General features: G+C 43.8%; 13 protein-coding genes. 1 reads left to right on the forward strand and 12 read right to left on the reverse strand.

Going from position 1 to position 13,516, the window contains the following annotated elements; all coding sequences use genetic code 11:
* Positions 1 to 27: 27 nt before the first annotated feature.
* The 9 genes from ACP69X_RS14740 to ACP69X_RS14780 all read right to left on the reverse strand — a co-directional run bounded on the left by ACP69X_RS14740 (position 28) and on the right by ACP69X_RS14780 (position 9,922).
* Positions 28 to 1,341: an MFS transporter gene (locus ACP69X_RS14740; RefSeq protein ID WP_039176349.1), complete on the reverse strand. Its 1,314-nt coding sequence runs from the start codon at positions 1,339 to 1,341 to the stop codon at positions 28 to 30.
* Between the two features lie 45 nt (positions 1,342 to 1,386).
* Complete coding sequence (locus ACP69X_RS14745) at positions 1,387 to 2,589, reverse strand: CaiB/BaiF CoA transferase family protein (protein ID WP_080772300.1); 1,203 nt, start codon at positions 2,587 to 2,589, stop codon at positions 1,387 to 1,389.
* A gap of 124 nt (positions 2,590 to 2,713) precedes the next feature.
* Positions 2,714 to 3,094, reverse strand: coding sequence for a cupin domain-containing protein (locus ACP69X_RS14750; protein ID WP_041116575.1), 381 nt, complete (start codon positions 3,092 to 3,094; stop codon positions 2,714 to 2,716).
* A 23-nt stretch (positions 3,095 to 3,117) separates the two neighbouring features.
* Positions 3,118 to 4,878, reverse strand: coding sequence for a thiamine pyrophosphate-binding protein (locus tag ACP69X_RS14755; protein ID WP_426052804.1), 1,761 nt, complete (start codon positions 4,876 to 4,878; stop codon positions 3,118 to 3,120).
* 38 nt (positions 4,879 to 4,916) lie between these two features.
* Entirely contained in the window at positions 4,917 to 5,633 is a 717-nt protein-coding gene (aroD, locus tag ACP69X_RS14760) for a type I 3-dehydroquinate dehydratase (RefSeq protein ID WP_220396377.1), read from the reverse strand.
* 66 nt (positions 5,634 to 5,699) lie between these two features.
* Positions 5,700 to 7,133, reverse strand: coding sequence for an aldehyde dehydrogenase family protein (locus ACP69X_RS14765; RefSeq protein ID WP_338527797.1), 1,434 nt, complete (start codon positions 7,131 to 7,133; stop codon positions 5,700 to 5,702).
* Complete coding sequence (locus tag ACP69X_RS14770) at positions 7,130 to 7,987, reverse strand: citryl-CoA lyase (RefSeq protein ID WP_080772299.1); 858 nt, start codon at positions 7,985 to 7,987, stop codon at positions 7,130 to 7,132. The genes ACP69X_RS14765 and ACP69X_RS14770 overlap by 4 nt, the downstream gene beginning before the upstream one ends.
* 319 nt (positions 7,988 to 8,306) lie before the next feature.
* Positions 8,307 to 9,128, reverse strand: coding sequence for an ammonia-dependent NAD(+) synthetase (gene nadE, locus ACP69X_RS14775; RefSeq protein WP_338527798.1), 822 nt, complete (start codon positions 9,126 to 9,128; stop codon positions 8,307 to 8,309).
* A gap of 197 nt (positions 9,129 to 9,325) precedes the next feature.
* Positions 9,326 to 9,922, reverse strand: coding sequence for a DUF1989 domain-containing protein (locus ACP69X_RS14780; RefSeq protein ID WP_041088963.1), 597 nt, complete (start codon positions 9,920 to 9,922; stop codon positions 9,326 to 9,328).
* 112 nt (positions 9,923 to 10,034) lie between these two features.
* Between ACP69X_RS14780 and ACP69X_RS14785 the strand changes: the two genes are divergently transcribed.
* Positions 10,035 to 11,351: an amino acid permease gene (locus ACP69X_RS14785; RefSeq protein ID WP_041088961.1), complete on the forward strand. Its 1,317-nt coding sequence runs from the start codon at positions 10,035 to 10,037 to the stop codon at positions 11,349 to 11,351.
* Here ACP69X_RS14785 and ACP69X_RS14790 read toward each other — a convergent pair.
* The 3 genes from ACP69X_RS14790 to ACP69X_RS14800 form a co-directional block, all read right to left on the reverse strand.
* On the reverse strand, positions 11,346 to 12,104 hold the full coding sequence (locus ACP69X_RS14790) for a YqcI/YcgG family protein (protein ID WP_426052805.1): 759 nt from the start codon (positions 12,102 to 12,104) through the stop codon (positions 11,346 to 11,348). The genes ACP69X_RS14785 and ACP69X_RS14790 overlap by 6 nt on opposite strands.
* A gap of 190 nt (positions 12,105 to 12,294) precedes the next feature.
* Entirely contained in the window at positions 12,295 to 12,678 is a 384-nt protein-coding gene (locus ACP69X_RS14795; protein WP_041088957.1) for a UPF0715 family protein, read from the reverse strand.
* Between the two features lie 153 nt (positions 12,679 to 12,831).
* Positions 12,832 to 13,461, reverse strand: a complete 630-nt coding sequence (locus ACP69X_RS14800) for a LysE family translocator (protein ID WP_024424337.1) — start codon at positions 13,459 to 13,461, stop codon at positions 12,832 to 12,834.
* Positions 13,462 to 13,516 lie beyond the last annotated feature (55 nt).

A 13,516-nucleotide genomic window follows, 5' to 3' on the forward strand; every position in this document is an offset into this window, starting at 1 on the left:
TGATATGAGTTCTCTTTTGCTTTCCCACTACGGTTTTAATTGGATACGTTCAATTTTACCTACAATGAAAATGTACGACAATGCCCCGCCTAATGCGACTAAACTAACGAATAAAATTCCCCCGTTGTAAGAGCCTGTCGCCGACACGATGAATCCGATAATCAGCGGAGTGATGATCCCAGCTAAATTAGCAAAAAAGTTAAATACACCGCCAGCCAGCCCAACCATTTCCCTCGGTGCCACCTCGGACAGCATCGTCCAAGAGATATTAGACAGTCCTTGCGCAAATGAAGCGATGGATAAAATGGTCAGCACAAGCGGGATATTCGTTGTAAAGTTTGCTAAAACAATGGTACTCGTCATCAGCAAGCCAACCACTACCGGCAGCTTTCTCGCTACATTCACTGATACGCCCTTTTTAAGCAGCCAATCAGACACATAACCTCCAAACAAGACCCCAAAGAATGCAGCAATATAAGGAAGAGAAGCAGCAAAACCTACCTTGAGAAACGCCATGTTTTTCGCCTCTGCTAAATAGGTCGGAAACCATGTTAAAAAGAAAAAAAGTGTAGACGCAACAGAGAATTGGCCAATATAGAGCCCGATCAATTTACGATATTTCAGAAGGGCGGCAAAGTCTGCCCATTTCAGCTTCTCCTGTGATGCGACGGTCAGCCCTTCGCCTTGCCGGATTAATTCTAACTCATCTTCATTTATCTTCGGATGCTCTTTCGGTTCGTGATAATACTTGTACCAAAAGAAAGCAAATATGATACCGAGCGCACCTGCCGTAATAAAGACGGTTCTCCAATCGAAAGTCGTCATGATCCAAAAAAGAAGAGGTGTCGCAAATGCAAGACCCACATACTCTCCAGCTGTGTATACTCCTGTTGCAAAAGCCCGTTCCCGCCTTGGAAACCATGTAGTGACAATACGATTATTTGCAGGAAATGCGGGAGATTCTGTAATTCCAATAAACAAACGGCAGCCGAATAAAAAGGCAAAGCTATTCGCAAACGCCTGTAAGCCTGTAAAAATAGACCAGGTAACGAGTGATATCCCATACGTTACCTTTGAGCCAAATTTATCGAGAATAAAACCGCCTGGTATTTGCATCGCTGTATATGTCCAGCTAAATGCCGAAAAAATCAGACCTAATAAGGCAGGATTTAATTGCAATGAAGATTGAATAGCAGGCGCAACAATGGACACACTGGCTCGATCAATATAATTAATAGCGGTAATAAAAAACAACAGAATCAATATGCCAAAACGGGCTTTCGTTGGTTTCACATATGCGGGCTGCAATTCATTCCCCTTCAGTTCTGAATGCACTTTCATAACCATCCTCCTTTGTTTCCGCAGCGTGCGGTTCGGTTGAACGTCTTAAATAACCCCTTTTTCTTCTAACTGCTTACACTCTTCTTCTGTTAAGCCAAGCATATTTGTTAAAATCTCATAATTATGTTCGCCTAAATCAGGTGCAATGTGACGGATACTTCCAGGTGTTTTTTCAAATTTCGGAATGATCCCAGGCACCTTCACTTTTCCAAGTCGAGGGTGATGCACTTCGACGATATTCTCTCTTGCTTTAAATTGTGGATGTTCAAAAATATCCCGAATACTTAAGATCGGGCTCACAGGGACACCGTGAGTATCTAGAATTTCTAATACGTCATCCCTTGTTTTCGACGCGATCCATTGCGAAACAATCGCATCCATTTCTTTGTTATGCTTCAGCCTAGATGCATTAACCGCGAATTTTTCATTCTCTAATAAATCTAATCGATTCATCGCCTCAGCCAATCGATTGAAGGTCGAATCTGTACTTGTCACAAGAACCAAATAATACCCATCCTTTGTCTCATAGGTACCAGCAGGGCTTGAATGACCGCTTAGCCCCGGTGAACGCTCACGCACCTTCCCAAGCTTGTCATATTCTGCAACCAAAAACTCTAACATACGAAACACAGATTCATAGAGGGCCAAATCCACCATTTGCCCCGTTCCTTCTGGATGTGTATCCCTGTAATACATCGCTGTCACAGTAGCAAATGCCACATAGATGCCAGCAATATAATCAGTTAGAGAAAAGGAAGGACTGACTGGATGCCGGTCTGGAAACCCTTGAATATATGTAAAGCCGCTAAACGCCGTCGCTGGTGTTCCAAATCCGGCCTTGTCCTTAAACGGGCCCGTTTGACCATAACCCGATACACGAATCATAATTAAACGAGGGTTGATTTGTTTTAACACATCGTACCCAACGCCCCATTTTTCGAGTGTGCCAGGACGGAAATTTTCGATCAGTACATCGACCTGAGCTGCAAGCTTTTTAAAAATGTCTTTTGCTTCGTCTTTGTGCAGATCAAGTGTAAGGGATTTCTTATTCCGTGAGAGACCTGACCATCTAAGTGGTTCCCCATCTGCAAAAGGGCCGACATGCCGCAGCGTATCGCCTTTACCAGGAATCTCGACTTTGATGACTTCTGCTCCAAAATCCCCTAGAAGCACCGCGCCATAGGGTGCAGCGATCATTGTAGAGACGTCTAATATTTTTATTCCTTCAAGCGGTGTATTCATATTCATTGCTTGACTCCCTTTCATTCAAGTGATGAAGGGCTAAAATCATTTTTAATTTAGCCCTTTTCATCTTTCTGATTGACCCGTAAGGCCCTGATGATTCTAAAGAAGGGCTCACCGGTGCAGGTTTTTAATCCTTCGGAAGCTGCCCTTGCGGCGTGTAGAGCCAAATGAGCCATAAAGGTTCATCGCCTGTATTCACATGCTGGTGCGGGACACCGTCTGGAATGAACATGAAATCATTTTGTTTAAACGACTGCCGTTCTCCATCACAAATGACTTCGCCAGAACCTTTAATTACATAATCAAATTCCTCTGAACCCGGGTGATTGTGCACTGAACTTGCTTCCCCTGGTTCAAAAATGGTGAGACCCGCCATCATATGCTCTGATCCAACGGTATCTGGTGTAATCGTTTGAAATACCTTTCGAATCATTTGCTCCTCTGGACGATCTAAGCCTAACCATAATGGGTTCCCATCTTGAAACGGATTCAATACTTTAATTTTCATTGTTGATTCCTCCCTAGTAATGTTTAGTTCACACTGACATGTGAGCGTTTTGTATTTGGTGAATAAATGTCATTAATATTCCAATGTCCATCCGTAGGAACAGGATCATTTTTCATCGCTACATCAATGACGCAAGGCTCCTGAGAGGCAATGGCTTCAGCCAAAGCTTCTTTGAATTCAGACGCAGAAGTGATTTTAATCCCCTTCATTCCATAACCTCTCGCAATGGCAGCAAAATCCGGAGAATAGCTTTCTCCACCTTTTCTAAAAACAGTGCCGTACGTTGTTTCATAGTGCGCCATTTGCAAGCCGGCTATTGTGCCAAACGCACTGTTATTCATCACAATCCACACAACAGGAATGTTTTCTTCAACGGCTGTTGCGAGAACGGATGGATTTTGACCGAATCCGCCGTCTCCAACGAGTGACACAACGACACGGTCAGGCTGGGCAATCTTTGCCCCAAGTGCGGCAGGGGCTCCAAATCCCATTGTTGCAAAACCACCTGGCGTTAAAATGGTCCCAGGAGTGAATACAGGAAATTGCTGTCCTACCCCATTTTTATTCCAGCCAACATCTGTTGTAATGAAAGCATCTGACGGCAATACTTCCCGCACTTCCTGCAAAATACGCTGCGGTTTCATTGGGAAAGACTCGTCTTGAATATTCGTCAAATTGCTCTTTTGAAATTCCTCACGATATGCCGCAATGTCCTTTTTCAGTTCAGGGCGATCGATACCTTCTGGCAGCCTTTCTTTCGCCACGCGATTGAGTACGGTCAGTGCCTGCTTGAGATCGGCTACCGCTCCAATTTCAACAGGGTAGTTCCGGCCAATTTCATTTGGATCAATGTCAATATGAATGAGCTTGGTTGATTGGAAATTGAACGTATACTCCGATTCCCAAGAGCTCGCATCAGCTTCAGCAAAACGGGTCCCTAAAGCCAATATATAGTCCGCCTCTTTACACTGATCATTAATAAATTTTGTCCCCCAAAACCCCGTCATTCCAAGGGTCATTGGGTGATCATCCGGCATGGCTCCTTTCCCCATCAAAGAATGAGCAACAGGGATACTTAGATGGTCAGAAAATGCCTTTAATTCTTCAGCTGCATCAGCTAGTAAAATGCCTCCTCCTACATATAAGAGCAGCCTTTCTGCCTGCAGCAATCGGTCTAATATCCGATTGGCCGTTTGATCATCAATAGAAGGTTTTTCAATGGTGTGTGTATGATGGTTCATTTGTTCAAACAGGGAGACATCTAGTTCTTTTGAGAAAACGTCCATCGGAACAGAAATAAGCACCGGGCCAGGACGGCCGCTTTCAGCTAACTGAAATGCTTTTGATAAAATCTCTGGAAATAATTCTGGAATATCAACTCGCCATGCTCTTTTCACAAACGGCCGGTAAATTTCGTATTGAGAGGCATCGGAATGAAGATTGATCTCTTGATGTGGGTGCTTTCCGTAGTAATGACTTGGGACATCTCCTGCAATGACAACCATTGGAATGGAATCAAGTGCTGCATTCGCCACCCCTGTTGCCGCATTGGTGAGTCCAGGACCTAGGTGACTGAGAACAACAGCCGTCTGTTTCTTTGCTCGCGCATAACCATCTGCTGCATGTGCCGCTATCTGTTCATGCCTGACATTTACAAATTGAATTGAGCTTTTTTCAAGCGCTGATAAAAAAGCAATATTCGTATGACCACAGAGACCGAAAATATGCTCGACTCCCCGATTTTCTAAATACTGAATAACCTGTGTAGAAATATTCTTCTTCATGTTTCTCTCCTCTCACGGTGCAGCTATGAATCTGCTACTCACTTATTCTTTGAAAACACAATAGATAGAACATTGCTTAAATCCTGTATCGCCACTTGCCCGGGAGCTGAGCTTTCTTTCCCTACAGCAAAGGTCATGACAGATCCAAAAAGCCCGCCAATCATTCTTGTAAAAGCCCCGTATTCCCCCATTGCCATCGAAATCACGGGAATTGAAAGCTGCTTTTTCGCATGACTGGTCGCTGAGAGCAGTGTTAATGCATCGTCATAGGAATGCGGCATCACTGCGATCTTTGCGATGTCGGCACCGACTGATTCTGCATTGACGAGTAGCTGCACGAGACGATCTATCTCAGGGGTGCGATGGAAATCGTGATACGACACAATCAAGGTGACGCCATTTCTTTTAGCCGCCTGACTGACTTGCTGTATATGTGCCACATCCTGCATCAATTCATAATCAACGGCATCCACAAGCTGCGTGGAACAAAGCTCGGCAAGCAAAGAAACCTTCTCAGTTTCGGAGAGTGATATACTTTCGCCGCCCTCCTTTTCAGAGCGAATGGTGAATAAAAATGGGATGCCCTTTGCCTTTTCTACCATTCTCTTAAGAGTTTCAATGACTTGTTCCTTGTCATGAAGGTGTTGAAAAAAATCAGCCCGCCACTCGATCACATCAGGCTTCTTCTCAGTTAACACCTCGATCTCATGTAACAATTCTTCCTTTGTTTGTCCGATGAGCGGCGTACAAATCATTGGCTGACTGCCTGTCTGCACACTTTTTACCTTTTTCTGAAATGCCTTCACATCCCTACGCCCCTTTCATAGGCCATTTGGAAGCACAACCATTTTGGTTTCGGTCATCTCCTCGATGGCGAAACGCGGACCTTCTCTTCCAAGACCACTTCGCTTAATCCCACCATAAGGCCAATGATCCAGTCTAAAATTCGATGTCCCATTGATGACAACACCGCCAGTTTCAAGCTCTTTTGCTGCGTGTAATGCCACATCCAGCTGATTCGTAAAGATCCCTGCCTGCAACCCATATCGACTATCATTTGCTTCTTTGATTGCCTCCTCCAGCTCCTCATAAGGAAGAATGCTGACAACTGGGCCGAACACTTCCTCACAGACGACCTTGGCCTGTTTCGGCGGGTTTAACAAAATAGCCGGTGTGATGCTCGCTCCATTTCTTTTTCCCCCATATAAAAGCTCAGCACCCATGCTCTCTGCCTCTTGTATCCATGCCTCAACGCGCTTTGCCGCCTGGACATCAACCATACAGCCGATATCACTCTCACTGGACAGCGGATCTCCAACAACAAGCTGTTCTACTTTTTGTCTTAATACCTCAGTAAACGACGGCATAATTTCCTGGTGGACATAAATTCTTTGAACAGAAATACAGCTTTGACCGGAATTACTAAAGCCTGTTTTGGCACAAAGTGATGCGGCTTGTTCAACATCTGCATCGTGATGAACAATCGTCGCGCCATTCCCTCCGAGTTCGAGCAGTACCTTTTTTAACCCCGCAGAGGTTGTAATATGTTCGCCTCCGGCAGCCCCGCCGGTAAAAGAGATGAGATTCGTTCTTTCATCAGTGACTAACTGTTTCCCAGCCTCCACCCCACCAATCACAAGCTGCAAACTAGCCTCAGGAAACCCTGCTTCGAGAAGAAGTTTGACAAACGCTGTGGCAACAGCTGATGTTTGCGGTGCAGGCTTCAAAATAATGACATTCCCTCCCGCAAAGGCTGGACCGACTTTGTGACAAATTAAGTTGAGCGGTGCATTAAAAGGGGTAATTGCCAGTACAACTCCGACTGGTACTTTAAATGTCATGGCCATTGCTCCCTGTCCACGCGATGATACATTGCCAGGAATGGTCTCACCTATTAATCGATTCGCTTCTTCCGCCGACTGCGCCAGCGTCTCGATTGAACGCGAGACTTCATCTCTTGTATTTTTAAGCGGTTTGCCTAATTCTAGCGAAATCAGTTTTGCAAAATGGTCTTTTTGATCTTCAAGTAAGGTGGCTGCTTTTGTTAGAAGCTTTGAGCGTTCGATTGCCGATATTCCCGCTATTTGTTTTTTAGCATGCTGCGCACTAGAAAGTGCCTGTTCTATGTCTTTTGATGAGGCGAGATAGGATGTACCGATCCTCTCTCCTGAGTAAGGATTGATGATGTCTGTTTGGACACGATCGGTATCCAGCCACTCGCCGCTTATATATGACAACGCTTTCAAACTACTCAAATTTTCTCTCCCTCCTTCAAGTGCCTCGTTCCATGTCCTGCATAACGAACCAATCTTTCTTCATTCGGACAAGGTCCCTTCACGAGGGCTCCCTTTGTCAGCTCCTCATATGCATGCGCCACGATGCCCATTCCTCTGGATAAGGAAAAAATGCCTTTTGCTGCTTCTGCTGGAATGTTTAATTCACATTGGATTGCAGCAGACACACCATCTATATTCATCGTGATTTTCTTCCCTTTCAATTGTTCAAGCTCATGTCTAATCGCTTCGGCTAACCGTAAATATGTCCCACTGATAAGACCTTGCTGGACATGTGTATGACTCAGCTCATAGAGACGTCTCACCCTCGGATCATCATCATGAAGCTGATGGCCGATTCCCGGGATTTTTTCCTTGCGACTTAACCATGTTTGGCACACTTGCTTTGCCGCAGACTGTATATCCTTTTGATCATCATAGATCGCTTTGGCTTCGTATAACATACGCATGGCCTTCTCTCCGGCTCCGCCATGAATGTCACCTAATAGATTCACCCCTGTTGCAACAGAGGAATTAAACGAAATGCCGCAAGTCACGGCCATTCTGGCTGCTGCAATAGATGGCGCCCTTGGTCCATGGTCCGCACCTGCGACAAGAACACTTTCAAAAAGAGCTGCTTTTGAATCATCCAATAATTCACCAACAAGCAGTAAATAGAGCATTTGTGGATACGACAATTCACCAATCAGTTCTTCAATCGGATATCCTCGAAGTTCAATTGAATTTTTTTGAATATGACTAATCTCAGTCTCCCACCAAGCGCCTCCCTCTTTGTAAATTTCCAGTGCACTTCGATTTTTCATTGTGTCCATCATTCCTTTAGCTTCTTATTTGGAGGTGGATCACCTCTATATTCCATTCAGTGGAATCTAATTTCACTTTTCGGAATGTGGTTTCATTGTAAGCGCATTCTTTTCATTCGTCAATTATTTTTTCTGAAAATACTGTCAATAAAAGTGAAATTAAGTGAATCGAACTAATTATGTTTACTTTTTTTGAACAAAAAAATCGATATTTAGTTAAATGGACTTAAGTAGATCGTTCTACTAATTTAATGAATTTTTGGTTATTTTGTCAAACCCACTTGAAATTCGACATACAAAAACCTCTCCATCTTCTGGAGAGGTTTCTTTTTTATTTCCACCAGTCATCAAACATGGAAGCGGGTACTTGGCGTTTATGCTCTGATTGAACATAGCGCTTTTCAATCGCTTCTGCTGCTTGATCTGACACTGGTTTACCTTCTAAGTAATCATCAATTTCATTGTACGTAATGCCGAGTTCTGTTTCATCCGTTTGCTGAGGTTTGTCGTCCAGCAGATCGGCTGTTGGTTTCTTTAAGTACAGGCGTTCCGGTGCTTCTAGCGCTTCTAAAAGTGCCCGGCCTTGGCGTTTTGTCAAACCTGTGAGCGGAAGAACATCTGCACCGCCATCACCATACTTCGTGAAGAAGCCGGTTACAGCTTCAGCTGCATGATCTGTACCGATGACAAGCAATCCTTCCTCACCGCCGACAGCATATTGCGCGATCATTCTCATGCGCGCTTTGACATTCCCTTTATTAAAGTCAGACAATGGGCCGCCAGTTTCCTTTTGATATTGATTACTGAATGCTGATACGGCAGGTGCAATATCATATTTCCACGACTTGTCTGGCTGAATAAATGATAGGGCGAGTTGTGCATCATCTTCATCCTGCTGCACTCCGTGCGGAAGGCGTACCGCAATAAAGACTGCATCCTTTTTTCCTTCTTGACGAAGTTCACTTACAGCAAGCTGTGCAAGACGTCCGGCTAGCGTTGAATCCTGCCCGCCGCTAATGCCGAGTACGAATCCTTTTGCCCCGGTTTTTTTCAAGTATTCCTTTAGAAATCCAACCCGTTTTTCGATCTCCTGCTTTGGGTCAATTGAGGGCTGCACATGCAACTCTTGGCTGATCTTTTTCTGCAAACTCATACACTTTTCCTCCTAAGCATCCTCTACATGAAGAGAACAGGTTTTACTCACAATTCATTGATTTAACAACGTTTTTTGAATCTTCATTATACCATGTTTTCATCAAGAACATTTTGTTAGACGTTCCCCTATTTCTTAGATGATCAAACATTCACAAGTGAAAAAGACCACGTCTTTATGGACTGGCCCTTTTCTTGTTAATCGATTTCTACCCGTATAGATGTACAGCTTGATCCATTACACTTCCCAATATCAGCAGGGCATGCGGACACGGCCACAATGAGATCCATTTCAGCCCGCAGGCGAATATAGTCACCAGGTAGAGATTTTGGTAGCTCCACAGACAGCTTTCCTTTTTCATCAATGACTGTATTCATAAAAGCATTAAAAGGATGGTACATATCCTCCTTTGGAATTCCAAAGGGCTCAAAGGCAGTCCGCAAATTATCGTAGCAAGTATGCATGACCTCCAAGTGCGTCCGGCCGTATAAAAGCTGATACATCTCTTGCCGGCAGGCGGGCATGTATAAATCATGGCATTCTACTGTATCCTCAATGATCGTAAACATCGGTTTATATAAATTAGAATAGAGCTTATCACCTTTTTTCACTTTGGACGAGAACAAACTATCCATCGTCGCACCTTGGTCGAATTTTTCATAAAAATCTTTTTCATGATAGGCCATCACATCTGCTACTTGCTGGCCTTCGACATCAACCACTCGCATACATTGGCCTTTTCCTAAACGAAAACCGAGTCTACCCTTTGGTAAAATGACGTGTTCTCCGTTCATCACATGCACTCCTTTCCAAGACAGTATGCCCAAAATGTCCACTTGATCATGTATAAAAAAAAGTGGTGGTCACAAGCTAATGTCATTGAAATAGAAAGGTGTTGCACTTGCATTGAAAGAAGAACAATCTTTATCTTGGTGGCAGCTTTCTCTCATCGGAGTCGGCTGTACAATTGGCACTGGTTTCTTCCTTGGTTCCAGCATCGCCATTACAAAATCCGGTTATTCCGCCTGCATTTCCTTTCTGCTTGCTGCGGTCGGAACGTATCTTGTTTTTAAACATTTGGCTGCGATGACAGCCGATAACCCTGATAAAGGATCGTTTTGTTCCTATGCTCGTAAAGCATATGGACGCTGGGCAGGTTTTAGCAATGGCTGGGTGTATTGGTTTGCGGAAATGCTGATTACGGGAAGTCAGTTAACCGCCATTTCTCTATTTACCCGCCACTGGTTTCCTTCTGTTCCGCTTTGGGTGTTTTCTGCAATTTATTCCGCTCTTGCCCTGCTTGTGATTATCATTGGGCTTTCTTCTTTTCAAAAGACAGAAAATGTTCTTGCGGTTCTGAAGACAGCGGCAATTTTTATGTTTATGATTCTTGCGGTGCTTGTGTTATTCGGTATTTTGACAGAACATAAACCGACCCTGCATCTGCCTAACAAGGATCACGAATGGATGCCTCTTGGCCCGCTTGGTCTTTGGAATGGATTGATTTATGCGTTTTATGCATTTGGGGGAATTGAAGTCATGGGGCTGATGGCGGTTCATTTAAAGGACCCGAAGGATGCGGCAAAGGCTGGACGTGTCATGCTAATCATTCTAGCAGTCATCTATATCGTCTCGATCGGACTTGCTCTCTTGCTTGTCCCAGTGACAGCCTTTAATGAGAACAGCAGTCCATTTATTACTTCATTAGAGCCGTTTCATTTATCGATCTTTCTTCATATCTTTAATGGCATTTTCATTATTGCTGGTTTTTCGACATTGGTTGCCTCTCTCTATGCGGTCACAACGCTTCTCGGCACAATGTCAGAGCATCAGGATGCACCTGCTTGCTTTAAACAAAAAGATCCATCGCATGTGAGATGGTCTTCGATTATCTTAACTGCTGCTGGCTTAATTGTCTCGATTTTGCTTGCACTCTTTTTGTCCAAACACATCTATGAGCATCTCACAACAGCAGCCGGTCTTACCCTGCTGTACACATGGATCTTTATTCTGTTCTCAAGTAAAAAGCTATCCAAGCCATCCACTCGCCAAACGTGCGAAATGATTCTTGCGCTGCTCTTAATTGGAGCCGCCGTATCAGGCACATTAACAGAGGCAAGTGGACGACCTGGCTTTTTTATCAGCCTTGGGATCATTGCAGTGATTGCCATCATGGTGCTATTTATGAGGAAAAAGTGGAAGCAGGATCAGACCGCATCATAATTTCATCATGTTTTTTAATGCAGTAAATGGACATTTGGCGGAGGCTGGTTTCTCCGCCTCTTCATCTGGGAGAAAGTATTGCTTCCATTCATGATTGGTCGGATCACCGTACCATTTTAATGATGGATGAACACTGACCCCATCATATGCTTTGAGCCGCTTGCGAACGAGCTGGCTCATTTTTTGTCCAAACTTGGTCGATCCATTCAACTTCTCAAACACCCATCTAGGCTGAAATGCCATCAAGAGATAAGGGAAATGGCGGCTTTTTCTGAGCTTGTGAGCAGGTGTGGAACACAAAATAAAATACGCTTCACCATGGAAGCAATACTCCCACTCATGATGATGAGTATCTAGCGGAATCTCCTCAGGCCATGGTTCTTCATCTTTATGATGCAGCCGTTGAAGCAGCGACCAAAACTGCTGCTCAAACTCTTCAAGCGAACTTTCCCTTAAATCCTGCGGTGTTTCAAAAAAACAGATAAATGAAGCATATTGACCGGTTTCTTTCGCACAGCCTTTATATTCTCTAAGCAGCTGGGCTAATTCATCCACCGCTTCCTCTTCCCTCGGATCACCAACAAATCCATAGCGTAAATGGTCGAGAAAAAATCCCTGTCTTCCGGGTACACAAGGGAATGTATCTGCTTCATCTCCTACCATCTCGCCAAATTGTGTGAAAGCATCCTGCTTCCATTCTTCTAGTGATCGTAGATTTTGATCAAGGCAACTTTTTGCATACAGCTGGGCCATTTCCTTACACCTCGTTTTAGCGTCTTCTCCATAGCCTATGAGGTGCAAATGGCTGTTGTGACTGTCCTTCCACGACTTTCCTAGCGCATGACAAGATGGGTTTCCATTCAAATTGAGCAGCTATTTGTTTCTTTTATTCTATTATGTATGATCAGACTAGTGAAAGTTGATAGAGAGCCTTTCGTCATACCTACGATTGATTCTTCATCAAAAAGACGGAATCCAGCACCCAATAAATAAGGGCTGCGCAGAAGCTAAACAAATAGACTTTATAGCTGATGAACACAACAAGTCCATAATCAATCCATAAAGCCAAAGCCGAACAAACCACCCATGCCGCAATAAAATAAATCAATAAGTCACGGCTTCGAAACCTCTTAGGATGCCGGTGTAAAACAAGCTGAATCGGTACAGCAAAAATGACATAAGCGAGCAAAATGAACAGACTGGTCATCTCCACATAACTGAAGCCCACTTCAGGAGGCATGAATAAAAACGTATAAACGAATGTGGCTGTGATGACTGATAAAATCAACATACACACATAGTTGAATACTGGTAAAAACAGACGCATAACAGAAGCTCCTTTAATCCATTTTCTATTCCACCATTATTCAAGAATGTGTTATGTCTGTCAATCCTTACAAAAAACAGACTGAACGTGTCAGTCTGTTTCATATTATTTACAAAGAATGCGAAGGTTTGGCCGACATGTCAGTCTGTTTTTCTACCCAATCAACGCCATAATTCCTTGATACCCAAAATAGGCGCCGAAACCAAGTAAAGATAAACCTGCAAGAACGGATAAGCCATGTAACACACGTTCACTTAAATAACGCCTAAACGAACTAGCAAGCAGCGCCATACTGAAATCCCAGATCAGCATGCCGATAAAAATAGCCATACTGTACATGAGCATTTGGGAAGCTCCATACTTTTCGATCGTATTGGCTAAGATGCTGCCATAGATGCCAAGCCAAAACAAAATACTGAGCGGATTAGAAAGAGAAATGAAAAACCCGGTCATAAACGATTTGCCAATTGATGTGTTTTCGCTGTCCTTTTTCGGACTCTCCTGCAAATTGATTTTACGCAGACTTTCAATGCCGGTATAGGTCAAAACGAAAAAGCCGAACAGCCACAAAAAAGTTTTTACAAGAGGTGCAGTCAAAAGCTGGGCGACACCAAAATAGATGAGAAGCATATAGACAATATCCGCAGCCATAGCTCCCACACCAAAAATCCACGCATGCCAAAATCCACTTTTAATCCCTCTGTCGATTTGGGCTGCATTGACTGGCCCAACAGGCGCTGATAGTGACAACCCTAAAAAGATATAACCAAAAAACACCGCCACATAGACGTCCTCCTTTTGATGCTGACTTGTACATGTTATTCAAACTTTCTGCGTT

The organism is Bacillus sp. DC4300-2b2 (assembly GCF_049895685.1).
In the GTDB taxonomy this organism is placed as follows: Bacteria; Bacillota; Bacilli; order Bacillales; family Bacillaceae; genus Bacillus; species Bacillus safensis.

What these genes read in the sequence shown, in the direction of transcription:
- ACP69X_RS14795 (WP_041088957.1), bottom strand. Translation starts at nt 12,678, where the DNA reads ATGCGTCTGTTTTTACCAGTATTCAACTATGTGTGTATGTTGATTTTA.
- ACP69X_RS14740 (WP_039176349.1), bottom strand. Translation starts at nt 1,341, where the DNA reads ATGAAAGTGCATTCAGAACTGAAGGGGAATGAATTGCAGCCCGCATAT.
- ACP69X_RS14790 (WP_426052805.1), bottom strand. Translation starts at nt 12,104, where the DNA reads ATGGCCCAGCTGTATGCAAAAAGTTGCCTTGATCAAAATCTACGATCA.
- ACP69X_RS14770 (WP_080772299.1), bottom strand. Translation starts at nt 7,987, where the DNA reads ATGATGGACACAATGAAAAATCGAAGTGCACTGGAAATTTACAAAGAG.
- ACP69X_RS14755 (WP_426052804.1), bottom strand. Translation starts at nt 4,878, where the DNA reads ATGAAGAAGAATATTTCTACACAGGTTATTCAGTATTTAGAAAATCGG.
- nadE (WP_338527798.1), bottom strand. Translation starts at nt 9,128, where the DNA reads ATGAGTTTGCAGAAAAAGATCAGCCAAGAGTTGCATGTGCAGCCCTCA.
- aroD (WP_220396377.1), bottom strand. Translation starts at nt 5,633, where the DNA reads ATGATTTGTACGCCGCTCATCGGACAAACAAAGGAAGAATTGTTACAT.
- ACP69X_RS14750 (WP_041116575.1), bottom strand. Translation starts at nt 3,094, where the DNA reads ATGAAAATTAAAGTATTGAATCCGTTTCAAGATGGGAACCCATTATGG.
- ACP69X_RS14745 (WP_080772300.1), bottom strand. Translation starts at nt 2,589, where the DNA reads ATGAATATGAATACACCGCTTGAAGGAATAAAAATATTAGACGTCTCT.
- ACP69X_RS14780 (WP_041088963.1), bottom strand. Translation starts at nt 9,922, where the DNA reads ATGAACGGAGAACACGTCATTTTACCAAAGGGTAGACTCGGTTTTCGT.